Annotated in this window: 22 protein-coding genes; 6 read left to right on the top strand and 16 right to left on the bottom strand. The window is 60.2% G+C overall.

The window, feature by feature from the left end; all coding sequences use genetic code 11:
* Positions 1–138: 138 nt before the first annotated feature.
* From ACG9DO_RS06590 to ACG9DO_RS06575, 4 genes are all read right to left on the bottom strand, one after another.
* On the bottom strand, positions 139–4,344 hold the full coding sequence (locus ACG9DO_RS06590) for a translocation/assembly module TamB domain-containing protein (protein WP_394730920.1): 4,206 nt from the start codon (positions 4,342–4,344) through the stop codon (positions 139–141).
* Positions 4,344–6,590 carry an autotransporter assembly complex family protein gene (locus ACG9DO_RS06585; protein WP_394730919.1) on the bottom strand — a complete coding sequence of 749 codons (2,247 nt, stop codon included), beginning with the start codon at positions 6,588–6,590 and terminating at the stop codon, positions 4,344–4,346. Before ACG9DO_RS06585 ends, ACG9DO_RS06590 begins: the two co-directional genes overlap by 1 nt.
* Complete coding sequence (locus ACG9DO_RS06580; RefSeq protein ID WP_394730918.1) at positions 6,514–7,347, bottom strand: arginyltransferase; 834 nt, start codon at positions 7,345–7,347, stop codon at positions 6,514–6,516. Before ACG9DO_RS06580 ends, ACG9DO_RS06585 begins: the two co-directional genes overlap by 77 nt.
* A 199-nt stretch (positions 7,348–7,546) precedes the next feature.
* Complete coding sequence (locus tag ACG9DO_RS06575; protein WP_394730917.1) at positions 7,547–8,800, bottom strand: threonine ammonia-lyase; 1,254 nt, start codon at positions 8,798–8,800, stop codon at positions 7,547–7,549.
* 86 nt (positions 8,801–8,886) lie between these two features.
* Here ACG9DO_RS06575 and ACG9DO_RS06570 point away from each other — a divergent pair, with 86 nt between their 5' ends.
* Positions 8,887–9,798 (top strand): NAD(P)-dependent oxidoreductase, encoded by a 912-nt coding sequence (locus ACG9DO_RS06570; protein ID WP_394730916.1) that lies wholly within the window; start codon positions 8,887–8,889, stop codon positions 9,796–9,798.
* A complete protein-coding gene (locus ACG9DO_RS06565; protein ID WP_394730915.1) occupies positions 9,795–11,483 on the top strand; it encodes an amidohydrolase in 1,689 nt (562 codons plus the stop codon). The genes ACG9DO_RS06570 and ACG9DO_RS06565 overlap by 4 nt, the downstream gene beginning before the upstream one ends.
* 3 nt (positions 11,484–11,486) lie before the next feature.
* Here the strand turns inward: ACG9DO_RS06565 and tatC are convergent, their stop codons facing one another.
* From tatC to ACG9DO_RS06520, 9 genes are all read right to left on the bottom strand, one after another.
* Positions 11,487–12,311 carry a twin-arginine translocase subunit TatC gene (gene tatC, locus ACG9DO_RS06560; protein WP_394730914.1) on the bottom strand — a complete coding sequence of 275 codons (825 nt, stop codon included), beginning with the start codon at positions 12,309–12,311 and terminating at the stop codon, positions 11,487–11,489.
* A gap of 4 nt (positions 12,312–12,315) precedes the next feature.
* Positions 12,316–12,735, bottom strand: coding sequence for a Sec-independent protein translocase protein TatB (tatB, locus tag ACG9DO_RS06555; protein WP_394730913.1), 420 nt, complete (start codon positions 12,733–12,735; stop codon positions 12,316–12,318).
* Between the two features lie 37 nt (positions 12,736–12,772).
* The gene (gene tatA, locus ACG9DO_RS06550) at positions 12,773–13,006 is read right to left on the bottom strand and encodes a twin-arginine translocase TatA/TatE family subunit (RefSeq protein WP_394730912.1); all 234 of its coding nucleotides are present in this window, start codon (positions 13,004–13,006) and stop codon (positions 12,773–12,775) included.
* Positions 13,007–13,108: 102 nt separating this feature from the next.
* A complete protein-coding gene (gene scpB, locus ACG9DO_RS06545) occupies positions 13,109–13,768 on the bottom strand; it encodes an SMC-Scp complex subunit ScpB (RefSeq protein WP_394730911.1) in 660 nt (219 codons plus the stop codon).
* Positions 13,765–14,580 (bottom strand): segregation and condensation protein A, encoded by an 816-nt coding sequence (locus ACG9DO_RS06540; RefSeq protein ID WP_394730910.1) that lies wholly within the window; start codon positions 14,578–14,580, stop codon positions 13,765–13,767. The genes scpB and ACG9DO_RS06540 overlap by 4 nt, the downstream gene beginning before the upstream one ends.
* Positions 14,577–15,599, bottom strand: a complete 1,023-nt coding sequence (gene nagZ / locus ACG9DO_RS06535) for a beta-N-acetylhexosaminidase (RefSeq protein ID WP_394730909.1) — start codon at positions 15,597–15,599, stop codon at positions 14,577–14,579. Before nagZ ends, ACG9DO_RS06540 begins: the two co-directional genes overlap by 4 nt.
* A 106-nt stretch (positions 15,600–15,705) precedes the next feature.
* Positions 15,706–16,425 carry an SPOR domain-containing protein gene (locus tag ACG9DO_RS06530; protein ID WP_394730908.1) on the bottom strand — a complete coding sequence of 240 codons (720 nt, stop codon included), beginning with the start codon at positions 16,423–16,425 and terminating at the stop codon, positions 15,706–15,708.
* Positions 16,426–16,447: 22 nt separating this feature from the next.
* Entirely contained in the window at positions 16,448–18,187 is a 1,740-nt protein-coding gene (gene argS, locus ACG9DO_RS06525; protein WP_394730907.1) for an arginine--tRNA ligase, read from the bottom strand.
* 81 nt (positions 18,188–18,268) lie between these two features.
* Positions 18,269–18,919, bottom strand: a complete 651-nt coding sequence (locus tag ACG9DO_RS06520) for a hypothetical protein (RefSeq protein ID WP_394730906.1) — start codon at positions 18,917–18,919, stop codon at positions 18,269–18,271.
* A gap of 108 nt (positions 18,920–19,027) precedes the next feature.
* Here ACG9DO_RS06520 and ispH point away from each other — a divergent pair, with 108 nt between their 5' ends.
* From ispH to rnhA, 3 genes are read left to right on the top strand one after another with little or no spacing between them, the layout of a single operon-like run.
* Positions 19,028–20,035, top strand: a complete 1,008-nt coding sequence (gene ispH / locus ACG9DO_RS06515) for a 4-hydroxy-3-methylbut-2-enyl diphosphate reductase (protein WP_394730905.1) — start codon at positions 19,028–19,030, stop codon at positions 20,033–20,035.
* A 21-nt stretch (positions 20,036–20,056) separates the two neighbouring features.
* Positions 20,057–21,040 carry a homoserine kinase gene (gene thrB, locus ACG9DO_RS06510; protein ID WP_394730904.1) on the top strand — a complete coding sequence of 328 codons (984 nt, stop codon included), beginning with the start codon at positions 20,057–20,059 and terminating at the stop codon, positions 21,038–21,040.
* Positions 21,041–21,058: 18 nt separating this feature from the next.
* Complete coding sequence (rnhA, locus tag ACG9DO_RS06505; protein ID WP_394730903.1) at positions 21,059–21,520, top strand: ribonuclease HI; 462 nt, start codon at positions 21,059–21,061, stop codon at positions 21,518–21,520.
* Positions 21,521–21,608: 88 nt separating this feature from the next.
* On the opposite strand, the gene ACG9DO_RS06500 is transcribed toward rnhA, so the two are convergent.
* From ACG9DO_RS06500 to ACG9DO_RS06490, 3 genes are all read right to left on the bottom strand, one after another.
* Positions 21,609–21,785, bottom strand: a complete 177-nt coding sequence (locus ACG9DO_RS06500; RefSeq protein ID WP_394730902.1) for a YegP family protein — start codon at positions 21,783–21,785, stop codon at positions 21,609–21,611.
* A gap of 83 nt (positions 21,786–21,868) precedes the next feature.
* On the bottom strand, positions 21,869–22,969 hold the full coding sequence (locus tag ACG9DO_RS06495) for an NAD(P)/FAD-dependent oxidoreductase (RefSeq protein ID WP_394730901.1): 1,101 nt from the start codon (positions 22,967–22,969) through the stop codon (positions 21,869–21,871).
* Between the two features lie 10 nt (positions 22,970–22,979).
* Positions 22,980–23,933, bottom strand: coding sequence for an alpha/beta fold hydrolase (locus tag ACG9DO_RS06490; RefSeq protein ID WP_394730900.1), 954 nt, complete (start codon positions 23,931–23,933; stop codon positions 22,980–22,982).
* A 118-nt stretch (positions 23,934–24,051) separates the two neighbouring features.
* Here ACG9DO_RS06490 and ACG9DO_RS06485 point away from each other — a divergent pair, with 118 nt between their 5' ends.
* Positions 24,052–24,543 carry a prepilin peptidase gene (locus tag ACG9DO_RS06485; RefSeq protein ID WP_394730899.1) on the top strand — a complete coding sequence of 164 codons (492 nt, stop codon included), beginning with the start codon at positions 24,052–24,054 and terminating at the stop codon, positions 24,541–24,543.
* Positions 24,544–24,593 lie beyond the last annotated feature (50 nt).

Raw genomic sequence — 24,593 nt, 5'->3', positions numbered from 1 at the left:
GTTGGTTTAGGCTTGGCCACCCGCGCCCTCCACCCTTCCACCCGGAGCCTACCGGGATACCATCCGGGTGGAAGGGTGGAGGGCGCGGGTGGCTCGGAGAAGCTCAGGCGGATGCCTAAGCGCAACAAACGAAAAACCTCAATAATCCCGGCTGACTTCTGCCACTACGCTGTCGCGCCCGATGGTCGAAACACTGCCTAGCAGCGACAGCCAGCCGGTCACGCGGAACTCGACTGAAGTCGCGCTGTATGCCCGGCCATCGGTCACCAGCTCAATATAGAACCGTTTGCCGAGGTTCTTGCCGAGCGCAACGCCGGTCCCGCGATCGAGCGCCGGGTCGGCGCTGACAATCCGCAGACGGTCCAGCCCGATCGCGCTTCTGAGCTGGTTGATCGGATCAAGCCCCGAGCCGCCATTAAGACTGGCTAGCGCAGTCCCTAATTGCAGCGCATCGGTGGCAGAAAGCGAAGTGATCGAATCGCCGAACAGCAGCCGGGAGAGGATTTCTTCCTCCGGCAAGGCGGGACTGGATGAGAACGCAATACGCGGCTCCAGCGCGTTGCCCTGCACGCTCACTCTTACGCTGAGGCCATTCTGGTCGGTCTCTGCCAGAATATCGAGCCGCGGATCGATCGGCACGTTTTCATCGAATTCAATCCGTCCGCGGGTGATCTCGAAGCGGGTGCCGGAGAAGCTGTAGGAGCCGCGAACGATCCGCGCTTCCCCGCCGATCCGGGGATCGTCCGTTGTGCCGCGCAAGATGATATCCGCGCCCCATTCGCTGTCGATCCCCATGCCATCGACATTGATCCGGCTGCGTGTCGAGGCATCGATCAGGTAGCGCCAGCGGGCAGCAGTGCGGCTTGTCTGGACCTCGAAATCGTCGCGATTGATCTCGCGGGTTGTGATCGAAGGGATACGAACGTCCTCTGCGGCACGGCCAAGCCTCCAGCTCGCACGGTCAATCTTGAGACGCCCTGCGATGGTCCCGCCGCGTCCGTCGGAGACGATCCGCAAGGGACCGGTCACGGTTGCGGAAAGTCCATTCGCATCAATCAGAGCGGCGTTGTCAGCCGCGATCTTCAGGTCCAGCGCGGGGCCTTGCGATCCGCTGATGTTGGCGAGATCGACTGTGCCACTGCCGCTCAGCTTGCCGCCATTGCGTGCTACTCCGGCAAAGCGGGTGAGGCGCAAGGTCGATCCGGCAAAGCTTCCCCGCACGAAAACATCGCGGACATCGGTTCCGGACAAGCCGCTGCGGATACGCAAATTGTCGCTGGAGAGCGCGCCCCGCACTTGCGGATCAGCGATCGTCCCGGTTGCCCGTGCATTGAGAGTAACCGGTCCAGTGATATCAAACGCATCGATCGCTGCCATCCGCCAAAGCTCAGCCGCGCTGCCATCGTATCGCAGCGCACCATCGAGCCGCCCCGCCTGCAGCCGCTCGAACAACGAGCCGCGCGGGGCGAGCTGAGTGACCTGCGCCTGCAACTGGCCAAGCCTGCTGTTGTCGTCGCTGATGAGCCCGCGCAATGTCAGCCGGTCCGGTGTCAGATCGCTGACCAGCGCAAGATCGAGCGGCGGAGACGACAGCACCAGACCCGAGCGCGTGAGATCATTGAACTTCAACCTCGCATTGCCGGTCGCAAGCGCGTCGGGGCGATCTGCGAACTCGATGATGCCAGACACCGTACCGCCAAACCCAAGGTCCTCAACCGCCAGGTCCGCCAGCGAAAGTGGCATGTCATCGAGCTTAACTGAAAAGCTGGTGCGCTCGCCCCCAACCACCCCTTCAGCAAGCATCCGGCCTTCGCCGATGTCGATCCGCGATGGAGCGAGCCGCCATCCGCCTTCGCTCAGCGCGGTTGCAACGGCGCGGCGCGGCATGGTGATGGAACGCCCGGCGATCTCTCCCCGGACGATCGCTGCGATCCGGCCAGACGATAAAGTGCTGTCAATGTCGAGGGCGAAACGACTGCCACGCCTGCCCGTCAGGGAGGCAGTGATTCGCCCTTGATTGCCATCCCAGCCGCCTTTCGCCGCGATCCGCGAGAGCCGCGCATTGCCATAGCTCAAGCCATTGCCAGTCAATGTTCCTTCGATTCGTGTCCCCTGCTCACCAATGGTTCCGGTCGCGTCAATGTCAGCCGATGCTATGCGGATCGGCGTAGCGCCAGCAAAGTTCGCATCGCGCGCTGCTAACTCGAGATCGAAGCCCTGTTGCCCGCTGCGAGGGGACAACGCTATGACCCCGCTGAGCCCGCCGCCTGCAAGCGCGAGGTCGCCGACCACAGCGCTATCGCCAAATCGCAATGTGCCGGTCGCATTGGTCTCGCTTACGCGGAGGCGTTGAACGACCAGCCGGGCGGGTCCATCTGCGGGTGTGACAAGGTCAAACGCTCCGGCAAAGGGCCCAAGGGTGGATTGCCCCATGGCTTCCACCGCAAAGCCCGCCTCGCTTGGAGCAATCGACAGCGCCACGTCGCGCAGTCCCGCTGCAGGCAAGGGCTCAGCCAGTACCAGCCTTGCCTCTGGCCCGGCGCCGGTGATCGCGCCATCGACGGTGAACTGCCCGTAGCTCACCTGCCGGCCGGTCCCCGAAAAGCTGGTGCGATCTCCATCGACCTGTCCGGCCAGGGCCAGCGTCAATCGCTCGGAGTCCAACAAGAGATCGCGCAGCAAGAGTGGCTGACCAGAGCCCAGCGTAACTCCGCCCCGGAACGCGATCGGATCGCCCCAAAGCGACTGCACTGTCGAATTGGGCACCTCGCTTATGGCACCGGCGAGATTCGCAGCCAGCTTCCAGCCAGTTGCAGTCGTTGCATTGAAGCGGAACTTGGCGTTCGCCCGCGCTGTACCCACGTTTTCAAAGACAAGACGGTCTCCGTCAGCGCTTCCGGCCAGTTCATAAGTACCCTTGCCGGGATTGGCGCGCAGATTGCTGGCAACACTGAATTGCGGGAAACGCGCGCGCAAATTGTCGGAGTTGAGCGCACCAGCCTCTGCGTAAACCAAATCGCCCGTGAGGCTGCCGCGCTGCAGGAACGGGTCAAGCACGGGATTGCCGAACTCAACCGCTCCGACCGAAAGATCGAGCGGAATACGCCAGTCGCTGCCATCATAACTAGCGGTTTCCTGCTGGATCAGATCAGGCAAGCGGATTGTCCCCGATACAAGCTCCCCCACACGCAAATCATGGATAATCGAGAGATCGCGGAACCGCCCATCGAGCTGTGCAACAAGGCGTGTTTCCTTGAGTAGCAGGTCCTCGCCAAGCAGCGCTGGATCGCGCAGCCTCGCACTTATATCGAAGTCCTCAAAAGCATTCCCATCCAGATCGACCGCGCCTTCTCCCGCGGCGATCAGGGCCTCGCTTACAAACTGAAGCGATCCTGCGAAAATGCTGTCTTCAAGAGTGCCCTGCGCTGCAAGCGAAGCTGTGGTCCCGAGCGCGCGGCCCAGCACTGTATCCGCGACTTCAGTTGGCGTGACCTGGCCAATGATCCGATAGCTGCCGCTTTGATTAGAGATGCGGAAGCCGGCAACGCGCTCGCCATCCTGCTCAACCAGCAAATGCCCGAGCCAATCGCTCCAGGTACCATCTCCCTCGAGCCGCGCACGATAGCCCTGCTCTGTGCCAATCAACCGGCCGATGACACCTCCTGGAGCGGCATTGAGGTTCAATGCAAGGTCGAAAACATTGCCATCGGGCTCCGCTTCGACCAGCAGGGCGAAGCGATCCTCCCGCCCAAGCTGCCCATCCGACTTGGCGAACACCCTGCCCGAGCGGATATCGATCTTGGCGGTAAGGTCGACACGCTCAGCATCATCGCTCAGCACACCCGGTGCCAGCGTGAGCGCTTCAACAGCAAACTTGCCTACGCGGATATCGAAGTCAGGCAGGATCGGCGCGTCGGGATCCCCCGGCAGCAATTCCGGCAGACGCTCAAGCGTACCGCGTTTCGCAATCAGTTCACGAACATGCAGCCCGCTGGTCAGCCAGGCAAGCGGGTTCCAGTTAAGGTCGACCTCCGGGATTCGCAGAAACGCGCCCTTTGGGTCATATAGTACGACGTCATGGAGCCTTGCCTTGGCATAAATATCGCCCTCAATCCGCCCGACCGAAAAGCGCAAGCCCGACGCAGGCGCGATCTCTGCGATCTGGTTCGCGATAAACCGCTTGCCAATAGGCGAACTCAGAAACAGCGCGCCTGCGAGGAACACCGCAAGCAAGGCAGCGAGCGCCCAGCCCAACCGCTTGAGCCAGCGCCGCTTGCGCTTGCGGGGGGGCGTATCAGGCAGCTCTTCGTGCAACTGTTCGTGACGGGGATCGTCGAACGGCATCAGAATGCCTGCCCAAGGCTGACATAGACTGCAAAGGCGCCGTCACGCGGTTCGGGATTGAGCGGCACACCCAGGTCCACTCGGATCGGGCCGAAGCCGGTCTTGTACCGGATGCCCAGCCCTGCTCCGTATTTCACGAACCTGAAGTCAGGCACGCTGTCTATCGAAACCGTACCGAGATCGAAAAACGGCACAACCTGCACAGCTCCATCGAAAAGGCCGGTATCGATGCGTGCTTCAAGCGATGCCTCGACCAGAGATGTACCTCCGGTGACTTCGCCAAGATCATTTGCAGGTCCGATTGACTGGTAGCCATAGCCGCGTACGGATCCACCTCCGCCAGCATAGAGCCGACGCGAAGGGGCGATTTGAAAGGCTTCCGCGCCCTGGATCGTTGCCGCGCTGGCGCGTGCAGCCAGCACCACGCCCTCGCTGACCGGCTGGTAATAGCTCGCATCCACGCGCGAGCGCAGATAGATCGTGTTGGAACTCGCGGTGCGCGAGATTTCGGGCGCGGCAAAGAAAGTCACGCGGTAGCCCGTGGTCGGATCAAGCAGGGAGTCGCTGCCGTCGATCGTGGCTGTCCCAAAAAGTGAGGCGATGCGATAGGTCCGGCGCGGACGGGGGATCCCGCCAATCACGCGGTTGCGCTCGTCGCTCAGCAATGCTTCCGCGCCCAACGCCCAGCCGAACGGTTTCTGGAACAGCAGGTTGGATAAACGTTCGACCGATGCGCGCACGGCTGCAGTTCGCGCATCGACCGCCTCCGTGGTGAGGTCGCTGGCATAGGCGTCGAGTGCCAGAACCTGATCCCGCCTGCGCCAGTTCTTGCGAGTGAAATTGACCCCGGCGAGCTGTTCACGCGTGCCGAGTATGCCGCGGACCTTAAGCGAGCCTTCCGGCGGGAAGAGGTTGCGATGCTCCCAACTGGCCTGAAGCTTGAACCCGTCTTCCGTGCCGTAACCGACAGCGCCCGCGATCGTGCGCAGCTTGGCTGGTTCAAGCCCGACATCGAGCATGACTTCACCCGGCTTATCCTCGGACGGCGGCGAAACTTCGCGCGGCGTGATCGTAAGAGTCGAGACGAGGCCAGTCGCGAGGATGGCGCGGCGCAGGTCCTGCTCTAATGTCCTCTGATACGCGTCGCCAGGATCAAACCGGGCAATGCGCTGCAAATGGCGATTAGAGAGAAACTTCGGACGATCGCTGGTAATTCCTGCGAAATTGTACTTGCCGCCCGGGCTGACCGGCATGTCTAGGTCGCCTTCATCGCGGTCGTGATCGATCAGCAGTTCCGGTTCCGCAATCGCTGCGAACGGGTATCCGGTTTCACCCAGCAGGTAATCCAGCGCCTGCTTGCGCTCGAGGATGCGGTCGCTGTTGAGTGGATCGCCCGGCTGGATTCCGAAGCTGGTTCGCAGAAGTCCGGCATCTGGCGCTGTATCCAAGTCGCCAAGATTGACGCTGCCAATGCGGTAGCGCGTACCCGGAAAGATATCGAAGCGCGCCTGCGGCGTCGTGTCGGCTGCTTCTTCACCGGGTTGCAGACCGGCAATAGTGCGCTGCACTTCTGCATCGTAATAGCCGTAAGCGCGCAGGAGCTGCTGCAGCAACTCAGCATCTGCTCGCGCGCGGGCCGCAAGCTGCGCGATGTTCTCGCCGCTGGATCCCAGCGCTTCGATGGTCGACAGAGCCTTGAATCGCTCAACGAAATCGGTCTTTTCAGGAAAGGCATCGTCATCATCCGGGAAACCGAGCAAGAGTCGATCATCCACCTGGATAATATCGCCTATCGTTGCCCGTGGCGGGAGCGTGAGGGCTTCTAGCTCTGCAAATGGCTCTGGTTCGGCTGGACTGTCGACAGCAGGAAGCGTGATAGCTTCATCCAGTTGTTCCTGATCCGCAGTCTGAAGCTCAACCTGATCGATCGGTGGCAGGACAAGGTCCGCCGCATTCGCATCCCGATCCGTTTCTTGCTGGCCCTCCGCAGGCTCTGTTCCGAGTGCCCAGCTTTCCGGATTTTCGACCGCTTCTTGCGGGATCAGGTCGTCAAGGCGCTGTGTGGCGGAGGATTGCTGGGCCGCTGCAGGCACCGCAGCAATGATCCCCGCGATGAGCAACACGGCCGCGCTTGCCATCTGGAGTAATGCGCCGCAGCGCGGGGCAATCTCAGCCGGGTTCGAAACGCGCAGGCTGCCCGTCCTTGCCGCTGCCACTTTCGAGCTTCTGGCCGGGCTGCGTCGCATGCACGATAAGATCGCGCTGCTCGGCTTCGCTGAAACGCATCCATCCATCACGCGTGAGCTTTTCCAAGGGGCGGAAGCGCACCTTGTACTGCATTCGCGCTGAACCTTCGACCCAATAACCGAGATACACGTAAGACAGGCCTTCTGCTGCCGCACGGCGAATGTGGTCAAGGATGATATAGTTGCCAAGCCCGGCCCGCTTTTCGTGTTCAGGGTCGTAGAAGCTGTAGATCATCGACAAGCCATCGCCCTGACGGTCTGTCAAACACGCCCCGACAAGCCGACCCGGTTCACCGCTCGCCGAAGGTTCCCGATACTCCACCAAACAACTGGACACCGGAGTATGTTCCACCATGTCGGCGTAATCCATCTCGTCCATCGCGGCCATACCCCCATCGGGGTGGCGTGCGGCGAGATATGTCTGAAGCAAGTCGAACTGTTCGTCAGTCGCCCATGGACGGCATTCTGTCGCGATCAGATCGCGATTGCGGTTGAGAATGCGGCGCTGTGTATTGGACGGCTGAAACTGTTCCGCGACCACACGAACGGACACGCATGCCTTGCAATCAAGGCAGCTCGGCCGGTACGCGACCGTCTGACTGCGGCGGAAACCGATCCGGCCAAGCGCCTCGTTCAGCTGATCTGCATGAGGCCCCTTGAGCTCCGTAAAGACCTTGCGCTCGCTCCGCCCGGGAAGATAGGGGCAAGGAGCGGGGCTGGTCACAAAGAAACGGGGAAAGCGGATCGGGGCTGTCACAGCTCGGCTTTGGTCCTTTCAGGCCATCAAATCTAAGATCGTGAATCAGCCCGTGAGGGCGCGTTAAGACAATCTTATGCCTGTTTGCCCCGCGCGGTAAAAGACTATTAACCATGAAACATGGTAACCAATTGGTTATTATGCACATTCGCACGGCGGTTTGAGCCGCGTTCCGCGCTGAATTGAGGGAGAGTGTGCCTCAGTTGAGCTCGGCAAGCTCGACTGAATAGCCTTTCGCTCTGAGGGCGTTAACCAGCGCTTCCAGTTGCTCGCGGTCGCGGGCCTCGCATTCGATGTCCGTGACCAGGCCTTTGGCCGGCAGCGTGGTGAAAATGCGCTGGTGATAGATTTCGATGATATTGATATGGTGTGCATCGAACTCGCGCATGACCTTGAACAAGGCGCCGGGGCGATCCTGCAAGGTAATCCTCAGCCGCGCCAGCCTCCCTTGCCGAGCGAGGTCACGCAGCAACACATTCGCCAGCAAGCGCGTATCGATATTGCCCCCGCAAAGAACGAGGCCAATGGTCTTGCCCTTGAACCGCTCCGGGTTCTGAAGAACAGCCGCAAGGCCCGCCGCACCGGCGCCTTCGACGACTGTCTTCTCGATCTGCAACAGCAGCGAGACCGCCTTTTCAAGCATCGGCTCCTCAACCAGTTCGATGTCATCGACGAGCTCTGCAATGATCTGGGACGTGAATTCGCCGGGAGCCTTGACCGCAATCCCTTCCGCCAAAGTGTCCCCGCCGCACGCCATGTCGAGCCCTTTGACCTTGGCATACATGGAAGGGAACAGCGCCGCCTGAACGCCGATGACTTCAATCTCTGGTTGCAAGGTCTTCGCCACCGTTGCCATGCCCGAGATCAATCCGCCGCCGCCGATCGGAACCACCAGACAATCCAGTTCGGGATGCTCTTCCAGCATCTCGAGCCCGACTGTCCCCTGCCCTGCGGCCACGCGGGGATCGTCAAACGGATGGACGAATGTGAGATTGCGTTCGCCTTCCAGCTTGCGGGCGTGGGCATAGGCATCGTCATAGGTCTCGCCTTCGAGCACTACGTTGCCGCCAACCTGCTCGGTCTGCATGACCTTAACCGTCGGCGTCGTGCGCGGCATGACGATGGTGACGGGCACGCCAAGGCGCGTACCGTGATAGCTCAGACCCTGACTGTGGTTTCCCGCAGATGCAGCGATTACGCCGCGCTGCCGTTGTTCCTCAGTGAGCTGCAGCAGCGCATTGAGCGCGCCGCGTTCTTTGTAGGCAGCGGTGAATTGCAGGTTCTCGAACTTGAGCCAGATTTCCGCACCGGTGATGCTGGACAGCGTTTGCGAGTGCATCATCGGCGTCTTGACCACAGCGCCTTCAATCCGCGCCGCAGCTTCCCGGATATGATCCAGTGTCAGCGCATCGCGCGCATTCTCAGCCGTCTTCAAGGCGGTGTTCGCTGTCATAGTGCCCGGTTGCTAGGGGTTGGGCGCAAGAGACGCAATCGTGAATATGTTTGCATGAACGCCTTTTGCCGGTAACCGCTCTGCCCATGACCAGCATACAGACCGACAAGAAGATCGTCGCATTCCTTGGCCTGGGCGTGATGGGAGGCCCAATGGCGGGGCATCTCGCTGCAGCGGGGCACACCGTTAGAGCCCATAATCGCACCGCTTCCAAGGCAGAGGAATGGGCCAAGGTGCAGCGCCAAGCAGGACACTCCGTCGAAACTTTCGCGAGTGCTGCGGAAGCTGCGAGCGAGGCGGATATCGTGTTTGCCTGTCTTGGCAATGACGAGGACGTTGCAGAGGTCTTGCTGAGTAACACCGGCGCCCTTCCTGCCATGCGCGAAGGCGCGCTGCTGGTCGATCACACAACCGTTTCAGCAGACATGGCGCGCCGGATCGAGGCGCAAGCAGCCAAACGCGGGATTGCCGCGGTGGATGCGCCTGTCTCAGGCGGGCAGGCCGGCGCTGAGAACGGCCAGCTTGCGATCATGTGCGGCGGAAACGAGGAAGCCATCGCCCGCGCCACTCCGGTGATGGATTGCTATGCCAAGGCGATTGTCCATGTCGGGGGGCCGGGCGCAGGCCAGACGGCAAAAATGGCCAACCAGATGTGCATCGCCGGGATACTCGGCGGACTGTCGGAAGCAATCCGGCTGGCGCAGGCATCGGGCCTCGATCTTGGCAAGACATACCAGGCCATTTCCGGCGGTGCTGCACAAAGCTGGCAGATGGACAATCGCTGGGCGACGATGGTCGCAGACGAGTTTGATTTCGGCTTTGCGATCGACTGGATGCGCAAGGATCTGGGCTATGCTCTGGCAGAAGCGAAACGGCTCGGGCTGTCCTCGCCGATCAGCGCCTTGGTCGATCAGTTCTACGCCGATGTGCAGGCCGCAGGCGGCGGGCGCAAGGACACCAGCGCGCTGATCACGCGGCTTCCCAAGGGTGAGGCATGATGCGCCGACTGACAGGTTTTAAGGCGGTCATGCTCGCTGGCCTGGCCTATGCTGTGATGCCCACGCCAGCTCTCGCTGACACCTTGATCTACAATGTCGATGGACTGACCATCGACGAAGAAGGCAAGATCGAGCGCTTTGTCTCGCTGGTGATCGACGATAACGGCAAGGTCAGGGACATCGTGCTGCGCGGCGAGGACCGGCCAGCGGATGTCGAATTCGCCGTAGATGGGCAGGGCCGCGTCATGCTGCCCGGTTTCATCGATGCGCACCTGCATGTGATGGGCGCAGGCTTTGCCGCGCTGACGCTGGACCTGTCGCAGACAGAGAGCCTTGAAGAAGCGCTATCGGCGATTGCAGCATTTGCGCAGGCTAATCCGGGCCGCCCATGGATCCTCGGCGGTGGCTGGAATCAGGAAAAATGGGGACTGGGACGGTTCCCAACCGCAGCCGAGCTTGATGCGGTTGTCTCCGACCGCCCGGTCTATCTGACGCGCGTCGATGGTCATGCTGGCTGGGCCAACAGTCTGGCAATGGAGAAGGCTGGCGTGGATGCCTCTGCAGTATCTCCGTCGGGCGGCCGAATCGAGCGGCTGGCAGGAAGCAAGCAGCCCAGCGGGATATTCGTCGACGCTGCTGAAAGCCTTGTCACGAAAGCCATACCAGCGCCCCGCCCGGTCGAACGCGATCTTGCCTTTGCCAGGGCCCAGGAAATTCTGGTTGCACAAGGCATCACCGCCGCCGCTGACATGGGTACAACGACTGAGGACTGGCAGACCTTCCGCCGCGCCGGCGACCGAGGGACGCTCAAGCTGCGGATCATGTCTTATGCGAGCTCATTGGATACGATGCAGCTGATCGCAGGGCCTGCCCCAACGCCATGGCTGTATGATGACCGCCTGCGCATGGGCGGGATCAAGATCTATCTCGACGGCGCGCTGGGCTCGCGCGGGGCGTGGCTCAAGCAGGACTATGCAGATGCGCCGGGCAATCGCGGCCTTCCCCTGCTGAGCCCTGCGCAGCTGCGCAACATCATGAGCAGGGCGGCGATGGACGGGTTCCAGACTGCGGTTCATGCGATTGGCGATGCGGCCAACGCAGAAGTTCTGTCTGCTATCGAAGAACTCAGCGAAACCTATACAGGGGACCGGCGCTGGCGGATCGAGCACGCGCAGATCGTCGATCCGGCTGATATCGCCCGCTTTGCCCAGCACGGCATTATCGCCAGCTACCAGCCGCTGCACCAGACATCCGACCGCCTGATGGCTGAAGCGCGCCTTACGACTGCGCGGCTTGGCGGTGCCTATGCATGGCGCAGCGTCCTGAACGCAGGCGGACGCATTGCGTTCGGCTCTGATGCGCCTGTCGAACCGGCAGACACGCCCGCAGGCATCGCTGCTGCGATCAGCCGTACCGATGCGGAGGGACAGCCGTTCGGCGGGTGGTTCCCGCAGGAAACTGTCTCCCGCGAACAGGCCATTGCTGGGTTTACCAGCGATGCGGCCTATGCCGGGTTCGCGGAAGGCCGTTTTGGGCGGCTTGTCCCAGGCGAAAGAGCCGATTTCGTGCTGGTGGACCGCGATCCCATGCTTTCATCGCCTGACCAGATCAGGGAAATGGTGATCTTTGAAACGTGGATCGGCGGCGAGCGAGTCTACAGCCGAGCGGATAGCCCTGAGCGCTAAGCCTCAGGACGTTTTCTCGCCTTCGTCCTGCTTGACCTCGAGGTCAGTCGCTTCGCTGGCCTTCTCTTTGCGTTTGCGAACACGTTCCTGCCAGCGCATCAGCAGCAGCGAGCCTTCGAACAGCAGCAACAACGGAATGGCGAGCAGGAGCTGCGAACCCGGATCCGGCGGGGTCACAACTGCCGCGAGAGCGACGATTCCAACAATGACGTAGCGACGCGCAGCCACCAATTGCTCCCGCCGGACGATGCCCGCCCCGTTAAGCAGCAATAGCAAAACCGGCAGCAGGAAGCTTATCCCGAAAGCGAGGATGAATTGCATGACCAGACTGAGGTAGTCTCCCGCCGAAGGCAGCGCCTCGACGGCCAGTCCGCCTGCATCTCCTTCGAAAGTGAGAAACCAGCGAAATGCCGTCGGCATAACGACGTAATAAGCAAGCGCTGCCCCGAGAAAGAACAGGATCGGTGTTGCGATGATGAAAGGCAGAAATGCCTTCTTTTCCTTTGCATAAAGACCCGGTGCGACAAATGCCCAAAGCTGGTTGGCAATGATCGGAAAGCTCACAAAGAACCCCGCGAACAGCGCGACTTTGAGTTCGACGAAGAATACTTCGTAGAGCTTGGTGAAGATCAGCTGCCCCTCCCCTTTCGGGAAGGCATCTTTCAGTGGCTGGACTAGAAATCCGAGGATTTCATCGGCGAAATAGAAACACACGGCAAAGCCGATGATGAGCGCAAAGATGCTCCTCATAAGTCGAGTGCGCAGTTCGACGAGGTGGTCAAGCAACGGAGCCTGCGTTTCATCGATGTCGCGGATGTTGAACGCCATTGCGCTATCGGTTCTCGTTCGTATCAGCCTGGCTTTCGCCGAGAGGCAGTTCAGGCTCTGATGTCGGAGGTTTGATCATCGGCTTATCCGCCGCGGTCTCTGCGCGATCTTCGGCGGTCTGTACAGGAGGCCCGGTCATCTCTGGAGCGTCTGGCGCTTTGCTGAACTGGGGATCAGCGGGGGTATCAGCGCTGGACTTGGCCATGATGGCCTCGTTTTGCGCTTTCCACTTCTTCTCCATTTCCTCAAGTTCAGCCTCACGCACCATCGCATCAAAACCGGTGCGGAAATGCGTGGAAACGCGGCGGATCTTGCCAACCCATCGTCCAACCGTCCGCAAGGCGAGCGGCATGTCTTTCGGGCCGATCACAATGACGGCCACAATCACGATTACAAGCAGTTCGGCGGCGCCGATATCGAACATAGATGCCTTCCGGCGTGGGTATGCCTAGCGAGTGCGCTTAGCTGGTCTTGTCGTTGGACTCTGTCTTTTGAGTCTCTGGAGACGGATCCTTTGCAGTGCCTTCGATCTGAGCGGTCGGCTTGCTCCCGCTTGCATCTTCCTCGCTCATACCTTTCTTGAAGCTACTGATTCCCTTACCAAAATCGCCCATCATTTCAGAGATGCGACCACGCCCAAACAGGACAAGAATCAAAACGGCGATAATGACTAGCTGCCAAGGACCGAGGCTCATGGGATGTCTTCCTAATTGATTTGCTATACTAATATAGGGGCACTCACCGTTCTACGCCAGTACAGGGTTGCATCATTCCGCCTGCCGGATAGGCAAGCAGTCCTAAGCCGACTCCCAGGACGGCGCGTCACCCATATCTTCGGTCTCTTGATCGCACGAAGCTTCACTCGCGTCTTCGTCCTCTTCAGGTCCATCTGGCCGCATCGCATCCTCAAGCGCATCGTCAACAGGATCAAGCAGACCCGCCGCGCGAAGCTCATCAATACCGGGCAAATCCTTGCGGCTGGAGAGCCCGAAATGCTCGAGGAATTCAGGCGTGGTGGCATAGATGACCGGGCGCCCGGGAACCTCGCGGCGACCTGCCATGCGGATCCAGCCCGCTTCCATCAGCACGTCGAGAGTTCCCTTGGCGGTCTGCACACCGCGGATAGATTCGATCTCCGCGCGGCTGACAGGCTCATGGTAAGCGACGATCGCGAGCACTTCAGTTGCTGCGCGGCTCAAGCGGCGCACCTGTTCGCGCTCGCGGCGGAGCAGATGCGCCATGTCGGGCGCTGTCTCGAAGTGCCACCGCTTGCCGCGTTCGACCAGATGGATCCCGCGCTCTGCGTAATGCTCAGCGAGATTGTGAAGTCCCTCGCGCACATCGGCCACTTCCGCACCGCCCAGATGACGCGCCAGCACTTCGATCGTCAGCGGTTCTTCAGACGCGAACAAGGTCGCTTCCAGCGCCCGTTCAATTTCACTCGTTTCGTGAGTCATTTTACAATCCTGCGAATACGCATGACGCCGAAGGTCTCTTCCTGCGCGATTTCAGCACGGCCAAGCCGTGCAAGCTCAAGCGCTGCAACAAAGCTGGAGGCGAGCGCGGACTTGCGCAGGCGCGGTTCAGCATGAGGGGGCAGGAAATCGCGCAGGTCCATCCAGTCGAGTGTCACGCCCAGCATGGCCGAAACCCGCTCAATCGCGCTGTCGAGCGTCATCACCGGACGGTCCGAGACGTGGTAGATGCGCGGGGCTGTGCGCGCTTTTACCTGGCCATAAGCCTGGATCAGCGCATAACTGTCACAAGTCCACTGCGTCTTGCGGTCGATGCGCAACCCTTCCGGGCTCCCACGTACAAAAACATCACGCCCGATGCGGTCGCGCCCCATCAGGCGCGCGGCCGCTTCACGCATTGCGCCCAGCCTTTGCAGGCGCAGTTGCAGGCGTAACGCGAGCTCTTCGGGGCTCGGGTCTTCCTGCTCGTCGCGCGGGAGGAGCAAAGCCGATTTGAGATAGGCGAGCCAAGCCGCCATCACGAGGTAATCCGCTGCAAGTTCCAGCCGCAGCGATTCCGCACGCTCGATATAGGTCAGGTACTGATCGACCAGCGAAAGGATCGAAATCTGCCGCAAATCAACCTTTTGCCGCCGCGCAAGGTCCAGCAAGAGGTCGAGTGGACCTTCCCACCCGTCAAGCTCGAGATAGAGCGCAGCATCATCGCCATGCGCACCGCCACCGGGGCCGGTCCACTCTGCGCCAGGGTCGTCCGCTTCGATTGCGGTTTCCATCGCTTCGAGGTTGTCTGTCATGCGGCCTGCCCTTCCAGCGCAAGCAACGCGTCGCGCTTCGCCAGCAATTCGCCATGCTCCGACAGATCATTGGCTATACCGGTACCTTCCAGCGCGCGATCCAATTTCGCCGCCACCGTTTCGGACATCGTCCCGACGCGCTCAGCAATGCCAATCTGGTCGCCCATCCTGGCCCAGCAATTCAGGACAATATCGCAGCCAGCGGCCAAGGCGCGCTCGGCACGCTCAGGGATTGAGCCTTCGAGCGCCTGCATGTCGATATCATCAGTCAGCAACAGGCCTTCGAAGCCTATGTCCTTGCGGATCACATTCTCAATAACGTCGGGTGACAGCGTGGCGGGCCGGTCAGCATCCCATGCCTCGAACACGATATGCGCGCTCATGCCGATCTTGGCCTGTGACGCGAGAGTACGGAACGGCGCAATATCGACTTCCAGCTCTTCAGCGCTGGCAGAGACGACCGGCAATTCGTTATGGCTGTCTGCGGTCGCGCGGCCATGGCCCGGCATATGCTTGAGGCAGCCTGCGACACCGCCTGACGTCATGCCGTCAAGTATCGCCCGCCCGAGCGCCGCTACTTGCATCGGGTCGCTTCCGAGCGAACGGTCGCCGATCACATTATCCGTCTCCGCGCGGCGCACATCGAGCGGTGCATGAAAATCGACAGTGATACCCATGCTGGCGAGTTCCAGTGCCATTGCCCGAGCATTGACACGCGCAGCTTCAATCGCGCTAGCCGGGGCCAACGCGTACAGTCTGTCAAAGGCTTCCCCGGCTGGATAGCTCGCCCAGTAGGGCGGTTTCATCCGCTGGACGCGCCCGCCTTCCTGGTCGATCGAGATGAAAATCCGTTCGCGACCATGGATGCTCCGCAATTCACCCGTCAGCTTGCGAAGCTGGTCGGGGGATTCGCAATTGCGCGCGAACAGAATGTACCCTGCCGGATCGGCATCCTCGAAGAAGGCGCGCTCATCAGCAGACAGTTCTGTCCCAGCAATTCCAAATACGGCAGGAATCATGTCTGGGAAATTCGCAGGAAAGCACAAGTGCGGCAAGTTTTTCGGATGAAAGCACAGGGGAAAAGCCCCGACCCCTATCGGCCCCTCAGCCCGCCAGGCGTTAGCTTCAGCGCTTTACCTGGCACGCGATGCCATCAGCCTTGAGTGCGTCGCAAAGAGCGCGGGCAGCAGCAAGATCACCAGGCAGCGCCTGCAATCGGTAAACCGTGCCAATGTCTGCCTCGCCTTTGACAATGCGCCGGTTTACTCCGTTGAGCGCCGTCGTCTGGCGCTGCAAGGTCTGCCAGCCTGCCAGGGCCCGCCCTTCGCTGCGATAAGCTCCGACCTGGACGGAAACTCCGCCCTTTTCTGCAGCGGCCTCAGGGGCTTGTGCAGCGGGCGAGGGTCGCGGCTGAACTGGTTCTTCGCCGACCGGCAATGTTGCGATCGACGGTGCTGCAGCACCGCTCGGTTCGTCTTTACGCAAGACACCTTCGCGTGTCTGGCCTTCGCCGACAGCCGACGCCACGCTGCCGGAACCCTCGAACTCCTTGCCTCCCGGATCCTTTGGGCGCTCCTTATAAGGCCCCGCGGGCGCTGCTACTGTGCTGCCGTCGGCAATATAATCAGCGCCATTATCGCGATTTGCGAACCACCAGGCAGCGCCCAGACCCACACCGATCATGGCCAGAATAACGACAACGAGGCCGATGATCCGCGCAGTATCAAGTTCGCCAGCAGCCTGCTCGTACTCGTCCGATTCGAGCCATGGCAGGCTGTCATCGCCGCTCAGAGCGAGTTCGGCTTCAAATCCGCTGTCATCGCTTGTCATCGTGTCACTGCCCATGCCCAATACAGACCTCGTATGGTCACATCTCTTCCACGGCCTCCACGCCCAGAATGCGTAAGCCATTGCGAACAACTTGCCCTAACCGCTCGGCAAGGAAAAGTCTCGCCTCCGTCAGTGACTTGTCCTGTGCCACAATGAAGCGTTTTTCGGGATTGTCATTCCCCAGGTTCCAGTAGGCGTGGAAGCCCCCAGCAAGTTCATAAAGATAGAACGCGATTCGATGCGGCTCGCGAGCTTTGGCAGCGGCTTCGACTTCGCGCGGGAATTGCGCGGCCAACTGCACCAGAGCGCGCTCTTCTTCCCCCAGAAGGCTCAGGTTCTTGCCCGAAGGCACGAATCCTTCCACTGCCCCCTTGCGCAAGGTCGAATGGATCCGCGCGTGGGCGTATTGCACATAAAAGACCGGATTGTCCTTCGATGCCTCGACCACCTTGGTGAAATCGAAGTCCATCTGTGCCTCGGGCTTGCGCGTCAGCATGGTGAACCGCACGACATCCTTGCCCACTTCCTCAACCATATCGGCGATGGTGATGAAATTGCCCGACCGCTTGGACATCTTCACCGGCTCGCCAGCCCGCATCAGCTGGACCATTTGAACCAGCTTCACATCGAACGGGATGGGCTTGCCTTGCCCTTCGGACAATGCTGCAACCGCTGCCTTGATGCGCTTCACCGTCCCCGCGTGATCCGCGCCCCAGATATCGATCAGTTCGTCAGCACCCTCGGCCTTCTGCATGTGATAGGCCAGGTCTGCGCCGAAATAGGTCCAGCTGCCATCAGACTTCTTGATCGGGCGGTCCTGATCATCGCCATATCTGGTCGAACGGAACAGGGGCAGCTCCACGGGTTCCCAGTCCTCTGGCGGAGCCTTGCCCTTGGGCGCTTCGAGAACGCCGTCATAGACAAGGTCGTGCTCGCGCAGCCACGCTTCTGCCGCGTCGGGCTTGCCCGCTGCATGAAGCGCTGCTTCCGAAGCGAACACATCGTGCTGAATGCCGAGCAAAGCCAAGTCGGACTTGATGAGGTTCATCATCTGCTCGACGGCCTCGGCGCGGAAGATCGCAAGCCATTCCTCTTCCGGTCGGCCCTTATACCGTTCGCCAAGTTCGCTCGCGAGATACTGGCCAATTGGTTTCAGGTAATCGCCGGGATAGAGCCCCTCCGGGATTTCGCCGATGTCTTCGCCAAGGGCCTCAAGATACCGAAGGTAAGCTGAACGCGCGAGCACGTCGACCTGGCCGCCCGCATCGTTGATATAGTACTCGCGGGTTACCTCATGGCCTGCGAATTCAAGCAGGCTGGACAGGGCATCGCCCACCACAGCACCGCGGCAGTGCCCCATATGCATCGGGCCAGTGGGATTGGTCGAAACATATTCGACATTGACCCGCTTGCCTTCGCCCATGGCCGACTTGCCATAACCATCCCCCATTTCGGCGATGGCTGACAATTCATCGAGCCAGACCTGCGCGTCGAGCCTCAGGTTGATGAAGCCCGGCCCCGCGATCTCTGCAGAAGTGATCGCAGGATCCGCTTGCAGCTTTTCGACGATCGCCTCTGCGAGCGCACGGGGGTTTGTATTGGCAGCCTTGGCCAGCACCATTGCAGCATTGGTCGCAAGATCACCATGGGACGGATCGCGCGGCGGCTCCACCGTCACATTCGTGCGGATTGTTTCGGGCGGCAAAGTGCCTTCCATCTCCAAAGCTGCGAGAACGGCATCAACCTTGGCCGCGTAGGCGGCGTAGACGGTTTGCATAATAATTACCTGTAATTCTAACGCGAGACGGCGGTTAGCCGACTTGCGAAAAAGCGCAAGGCCGTGCGGCCTGAACTCGCTTTAGCGCGTCGCGTTGTAAGCGAGTTGATCTTCGGTCAGCTGAAAGCCAACCAGCAGATCAAAACTCGTCCGCTGGATCGCTGCCCGAACTTGCGGGTCAGCCAGAGGGTCGAGCGCGGCATCCGGGTCGCCCGCCCGTCGTCGCCGGGTGATGCGTTCACGAATATCCGCAGGCAGGGAAGCCTCGGCACGGTCGACGAAAGCACCTGCCTGAGCGCTTGCCTGGGCACGCTCCTGCCCATCAGCGAAGTTCAGGGTGACGCTACCCAGCCGCTTGGACACGACAGCCGTCCCGCCGCGCATAACGGTTGCATAGTAAGGCAATGTCACTGTGCGGCTTCCACGCGTATCCAGTCGCCGAGCCAGCACATCAAAGGTGGCGTTGGTGTAGATGCGATCGCTCGAATCGTCGCAGGTATGACGAAGATTGGTAATCGAGGCGACAACATCGAGGTTTGCAGCAGAGACATTGCCGGCACTGCGAAAGAGAGTCACATCGCCGGTATAGTCTGGAATTCCGACCGCAGGACAGGAATCAAGCACAGCGGTGATCCCCACTCCCTGATCGACAACCAATTCCCCCTCGCGCCCACAGCCAGCCAGGGCTGCAGCCAGAGCAATGACAGAAAACAGGCGAGTACGAGACTTCATGAAACGGCAATCCTTGCTGCGGCAACCTCGCGCCAAGAAACGCAAGGTCAAACTCAAAGCGTCAGACCGCCCTAGCGGTGCGCTTCACAAAGCGCTAGAGGCTGTCTCATGAACGCTCCCTTTCAATCCTCAGAATCCGGGGACATCTCTGCAACTGAAGCGGACGCCGCCAAGCAGGATCGCCCTCAGCTCAAACTCCTTATTGCCGCACCGCGCGGATTTTGCGCAGGCGTCGACCGCGCGATCGAGATCGTGGAACGCGCGATCGAACGCTATGGTGCGCCAGTATATGTTCGGCACGAGATCGTCCATAACAAGTATGTCGTCGAATCATTGATGGCGCAGGGCGCAGTGTTCGTCGAGGAACTGGACGAAGTGCCGGATGATGCGCCAGTGGTTTTCAGTGCACATGGCGTTCCCAAGTCAGTCCCTGCCGAGGCCGAGAGGCGCAAACTGCTGTACGTTGATGCGACCTGCCCGCTGGTCAGCAAGGTTCATCGGCAAGCCGAACGCCAGATCGAAAAGGGTCAGCACATCATCTTTGTGGGCCATGCCGGCCATCCCGAAGTGATCGGCACGATGGGTCAGGTCGATGAGGGACAGATGACTCTGGTTGAGACGGTCGAGGATGTAGAGACGCTGGACTTTTCGACCGAAGACAATCTTTCGTACCTCACTCAAACGACACTGTCGGTCGACGACACCGCAGAAATCATCGCGGCACTGGAAGCTCGCTACCCGCAGATCGTCGGTCCAAAGGCCGAGGACATCTGTTACGCCACCTCCAATCGGCAGGCGGCGGTCAAGCAGATCGCACCTGATGCAGATCTTGTGCTGGTGATCGGCGCGCCTAACTCTTCCAATTCGTTGCGCCTCGTAGAAGTCTCGGAGAGGTGCGGCACGCCTGCTCGGCTGATCCAGCGCGCCAGCGAAATCGATCCAGCCTGGCTTGAAGGGGTGAATACCATCGGCCTGACTGCCGGCGCTTCTGCGCCTGAATTGCTGGTGCGCGAGGTCGTGCGCAAGCTCGCTGAATGGCGCAAGGTTGAAGAACAGACGATTATGGCAGCGGAAGAAAAGATGGTCTTCAAGCTGCCGCGCCAACTCGTCCAGTAATATTTAGCCAAGGGGGAAGACTTGGCGGTCTACACGCATCTTGGCGCTGAAGAACTGGCAGAGCTGATCGCGCATTACGACGTCGGCGATCTCGTTTCGGCCAAGGGCATCGCGGAAGGCGTATCCAATTCCAATTGGCTGCTTGAAACGAGCGGAGGACGTGAGCCAGGTACACGTTTCATCCTGACCATGTATGAGCGCCGCATTGAACTGCGCGATTTGCCTTTCTTCCTCGCACTGCTGGATCATCTGGCAGCCAAGGGCTGCCCGGTCCCGCGGACGATCCATGATCGCGAAGGAGCTGCTTTCCGTCTGATCGATGGCAAGGCAGTCGCACTGATCGAGTATCTGCCGGGGGTTTCAGTCGATCATCCCACACCTGAACAAGCGCGTTCAGTGGGCGAAGCCCTGGCCAGGAATCATTTGGCAGTGGCAGACTTCCCGCAGACGCGGTGGAATGATCTGGGCCTTGCGGGGTGGGACGAGACACTCCATGGCCTTGGTAAGGAAGCACTCGCGACGATCGATCCATCGCTTCCGCCGGTTGCCTTTGATCATCTCAGCAGGTTCGCAGGCGAATGGCCCGGTGGATTGCCGCATGGGGTGGTGCATTGCGACCTCTTCCCTGACAATGTGCTGATGCTCGGCAATGAAGTCTCCGGGCTGATCGACTTCTATTTCGCGGCGACCGATTTCTTTGCCTATGACCTTGCCGTGACGCATGCTGCCTGGTCCTTCGAAAGCGGCGGCAATGCATTCAGGGAGGACATCAGCCGTGCCCTGTTCGAAGGCTATGAGAACATCCGCCCCCTGAGCGAAGCGGAGCGTGAAGCCTTCCCTGTACTGGCGAGAGGTGCGTGTATTCGCTTCATCGCCAGCCGCGCAGAAGACTGGCTAGGCACCCCTGACGATGCCCTGGTCGCCCGCAAGGATCCGATGGATTTCGTCCGTCGTCTCCAATTCTACGACAAGGCGAGCACAAGCATCTTTCAAGGCATCGACTGAACTGGCAGAGCCAAAGCTATGAAGCGAGTAGAACTCTTCACCGATGGAGCGTGCAAAGGCAATCCCGGCCCCGGCGGATGGGCTGCCTTGCTCCGTCTTGGGCCGCACGAAAAGGAAATGTCGGGCGGTGAACGTGACACGACCAACAACCGCATGGAAATGACAGCAGTCATTCGCGGGCTGGGCGCGCTGATCGAGCCATGCCATGTCGAGCTCTATTCCGATAGCAAATATGTGATCGACGGGATCACCAAATGGGTCGAAGGATGGAAGCGTCGCGGGTGGATAAACGCCAGCAAGAAGCCGGTGCGCAATGCCGACCTGTGGCACGACCTGATCGAAGTTGCCGCAAAGCATGAGATCGATTGGCATTGGGTTCGCGGCCACAACGGACATATCGAAAATGAACGGGTCGACAAACTCGCCAGCGATGCCGCGGAAGCGATTGCTCGCGAGCCTGACGAAAGCTGCGATGGTTAGCCTCCGCTTGCCGAGTGCTCGAAATGACAAACGGCCCGCAAAGCCTCAAAGCCTTGCGAGCCGTCCGCTTTAACCCTGTTGTGACAGCTCAGTAGTTGTCCACAATCTCTGCGTTCGGACCATTCTTCAGAATCGACTCGATCGCGTTCTTTGCGCTGGCTTTGCTCTTATAGCCTTCTGTCCAGAAGATCGTTTCCGAGTTGTAGATGAAGTAAGAGACGAACTCGCCTTTCTTGTTCTTCCGGATTTCAAAGCGGTGAGCCATAGCAGTCCTCCAAGTGGTTATTGAAACTCAAGACCGCACCCTAAGGCGATTCTGAGATTAATCCAGACCAAGCGCGCGAAAAATTAGCGAAATCGATCTGGTGCATATTTTGTGTGATCAATTGATACGGTCATCGCATCGCGCGGCAAACCCAGGAACAGCTGTGCGCCAAGCCGCGCAGCAGCAGGCGCGGTCTGGATGCCATAGCCGCCTTGCCCCGCGAACCAGAAGAAATCGGCGACCTCGGGATCAAATCCGTAGACTGGTTTGCGATCTGGCGCGAAGCTGCGAAGTCCCGCCCACTTGCGCTCGACCGCTTCAATGCGCCAATCACTCACCTTCTCAAGACGGTCGATTGCGACGGCAACATCAAGCTCCTCTGGAGCAGCATCCGTCGGAGCGCTCGGCGTCTCGTCATGCGGGCTGAGCCACAGCCGACCGTTCTCAGGCTTGAAGTAGAAGTCGCCCGAGATATCGAGGCACAAAGGCATGTCGTCTGGCGGTGGCGGATCGACCCGCAACTGGACGACCGTGCGCCTGAGCGGCTGAACACCAAGGGGCTTGACCCCGGCAAGCTGCGCAATCGAGTCTGCCCATGCCCCCGCCGCGTTGACGATACGCGCTGCACGAAGTGTACGACCATCTGCAAGACCAATATGCCAGTCGCCGTGCTTGTCGAGCAGAGCAACCCGCGCATCGCAGATCAAGTCGACCCCCGTTTGTCTGGACTGCCGCAAGTAATGCTGGTGGAGGCCCGCGACATCGATATCAGCACAGCGCTCCTGCCAGATCGCACGATCCCATTGCTGTTTCAGCGCGGGCACTTTTTCCATCAGGGCCTCGCGCCCGATCCGCTCGAACTGCGCCCCGGTATCGCCGAACCGCTCAAAATGCGCTTCGATTTTCGGTTCGTCTTCAGCGCGCGCAAGGTACAATGCGCCCCGCGGGGTCAGAAAACCGCCGTCTTTCAAGTAAGGGCCCGAAGCCAACGTAAGCGGCACGATTTCAGGCCCGCCATAGCATTCTTCCCAGAACGCCGCAGAACGCCCGGTCGAGTGGTAGCCGGGCTGGTTTTCGGCTTCGAGAATAACAACGCGCATAGCGCCATGGCTGGCCAGTTCAGCTGCCAGGCTGGTGCCCGCCATGCCTGCACCGATGATTGCAATGTCGTAATTGTCAGTCACGCGGTGCCGCTTAGTTCCGAGGTGCTACCCGATCAAGGAATGCGGCAATGCTGGACATGGCGCGATTGCGAATGGGGTCTACCTCACGCAAGATCTCATGCAGCGCCTCTTCGCCGAACCGGACAAGCTCAGCTTTTGGCAGGCGCCGAGCGGCTTCTTCGATTGCCTGAATGCCAACCAGCATGTCCGCGCTGGTGCCGAGCAGCAGGATTGGAGTCTGGACCTTTTCCAGCTGGTCGATTGCAAACAGGCCGCGCATCGATGCATAGGCACGCTCGACCCAACCCCAGCTGCCGGGTCCCATGACGAGCTCTGGACGCTCATCACGCCACCACAGCTCATCAGCATAGCGTGCATCGTCATGGGTCAGAAGATTCTGCCGACTGGCGGGGACTTGGCCGGGCTTCTCGCTCCATTTCCATGCCGGGCGGGCCGAGTCGCCGAGGCTGTTCATAAGCTTGGCCGCACCATGACCGATCGCTGCGGGAATCCGCCCGACAAAGCCAAGCATCGGTGCGATGAGCACAACCGCATCAGGATCAACCACTTTCTCGACCACACCGCGCAAAACGAGATGTCCGCCCATTGAATGCCCGGCCAGAACATGCGGACCGCGTGTCGTGCTCTTCCAGTCCTTCCACAATCCAGCCAAATCGTCGATCCAGATGCTGAAGTCGTCGATATGTCCAGTGACCGGATCGTTGCCAAGCCGGCCAGATCCTGCTTGTCCGCGCCAGTCCGCCGCAGTCACTTGCCAACCTGCGCGATGCCACTCTTCCAGAGTCTCAAGATATTTCTCGTAATTGTCGCCCCTTCCGGGGAAGAACAGGATAGAGCCGCGTGCGCCTGCAGGGGCGCCATCAATGGCAGCGCCAGGCCAGTCAATCCGGCGTAGCTCGTGCCCATCGGCAGCACGCCACTTGCTCTCACGCGCATGGGCCGGAATGGAACGCCGGTCGATCACCGCAGAACCCGCAGATCCGGGCGTAATCTGATCGCTAATGGTAAGCCTCCAGCCTTGGTTACTATTTAGTAAGCCATGTTCTGTAGCACCGTTCCTCAAGGGGACCTTGGGGGCCAGAATGCTAAGCGAATATATTCACTACGGTCTGCTTTCGGGCTTGGCAATCGCTCTGCTCTATGCAGCGTTTACCGATGTTCGCCACCGTCGTATCGCCAACTGGCTTAACCTTGCCATTGCGGCAGGCGCGCCGCTCCATTGGTGGGCAAGCGGTTATTCGCTGTGGCCCGATGTAGCTTTGCAGCTCGCCGTTGCGCTCGGCGCCTTCGCTGTTCTTGCGGGATTGTTTGCGCTCCGGATGATGGGCGGCGGTGATGTCAAACTGCTGACTGCACTCGCGCTTTGGATCGCGCCCATTCCTTTCCTTCAATTGCTGGTCATCATGGCGCTCGCAGGCGGTGTGCTGACTATTGTCATGGGAGCCTGGCACATGATGCGTCGCCAGCGCGACCGTATCGCCATTCCCTATGGTGTCGCCATTTCTGTCGGCGGCCTGTGGGTACTCGCCACTCACTATATGCCGGGTGCAGCACACGCATCTGGCCTGCAGTGAACCTGATTTTAACCAGTCTGGATTTAGGCACTTCAACCATACCCGCCCGT

This window comes from Altererythrobacter sp. GH1-8, assembly GCF_043702085.1.
GTDB lineage: Bacteria > Pseudomonadota > Alphaproteobacteria > Sphingomonadales > Sphingomonadaceae > Erythrobacter.
This window is presented reverse-complemented; position numbering and strand designations above follow the sequence as displayed.

Excerpts from the sequence above, each read along its gene's own strand:
- tatA (WP_394730912.1), bottom strand. The coding sequence starts at position 13,006 with ATGAGCCTCGGTCCTTGGCAGCTAGTCATTATCGCCGTTTTGATTCTT.
- ACG9DO_RS06575 (WP_394730917.1), bottom strand. The coding sequence starts at position 8,800 with ATGACAGCGAACACCGCCTTGAAGACGGCTGAGAATGCGCGCGATGCG.
- ACG9DO_RS06565 (WP_394730915.1), top strand. The coding sequence starts at position 9,795 with ATGATGCGCCGACTGACAGGTTTTAAGGCGGTCATGCTCGCTGGCCTG.
- ACG9DO_RS06520 (WP_394730906.1), bottom strand. The coding sequence starts at position 18,919 with ATGAAGTCTCGTACTCGCCTGTTTTCTGTCATTGCTCTGGCTGCAGCC.
- ACG9DO_RS06500 (WP_394730902.1), bottom strand. The coding sequence starts at position 21,785 with ATGGCTCACCGCTTTGAAATCCGGAAGAACAAGAAAGGCGAGTTCGTC.
- ACG9DO_RS06570 (WP_394730916.1), top strand. The coding sequence starts at position 8,887 with ATGACCAGCATACAGACCGACAAGAAGATCGTCGCATTCCTTGGCCTG.
- ACG9DO_RS06590 (WP_394730920.1), bottom strand. The coding sequence starts at position 4,344 with ATGCCGTTCGACGATCCCCGTCACGAACAGTTGCACGAAGAGCTGCCT.
- tatB (WP_394730913.1), bottom strand. The coding sequence starts at position 12,735 with ATGTTCGATATCGGCGCCGCCGAACTGCTTGTAATCGTGATTGTGGCC.
- argS (WP_394730907.1), bottom strand. The coding sequence starts at position 18,187 with ATGCAAACCGTCTACGCCGCCTACGCGGCCAAGGTTGATGCCGTTCTC.
- rnhA (WP_394730903.1), top strand. The coding sequence starts at position 21,059 with ATGAAGCGAGTAGAACTCTTCACCGATGGAGCGTGCAAAGGCAATCCC.
- ACG9DO_RS06585 (WP_394730919.1), bottom strand. The coding sequence starts at position 6,590 with ATGCGACGCAGCCCGGCCAGAAGCTCGAAAGTGGCAGCGGCAAGGACG.
- scpB (WP_394730911.1), bottom strand. The coding sequence starts at position 13,768 with ATGACTCACGAAACGAGTGAAATTGAACGGGCGCTGGAAGCGACCTTG.
- ACG9DO_RS06485 (WP_394730899.1), top strand. The coding sequence starts at position 24,052 with ATGCTAAGCGAATATATTCACTACGGTCTGCTTTCGGGCTTGGCAATC.
- ACG9DO_RS06530 (WP_394730908.1), bottom strand. The coding sequence starts at position 16,425 with ATGGGCAGTGACACGATGACAAGCGATGACAGCGGATTTGAAGCCGAA.
- ispH (WP_394730905.1), top strand. The coding sequence starts at position 19,028 with ATGAACGCTCCCTTTCAATCCTCAGAATCCGGGGACATCTCTGCAACT.
- tatC (WP_394730914.1), bottom strand. The coding sequence starts at position 12,311 with ATGGCGTTCAACATCCGCGACATCGATGAAACGCAGGCTCCGTTGCTT.
- ACG9DO_RS06540 (WP_394730910.1), bottom strand. The coding sequence starts at position 14,580 with ATGACAGACAACCTCGAAGCGATGGAAACCGCAATCGAAGCGGACGAC.
- nagZ (WP_394730909.1), bottom strand. The coding sequence starts at position 15,599 with ATGATTCCTGCCGTATTTGGAATTGCTGGGACAGAACTGTCTGCTGAT.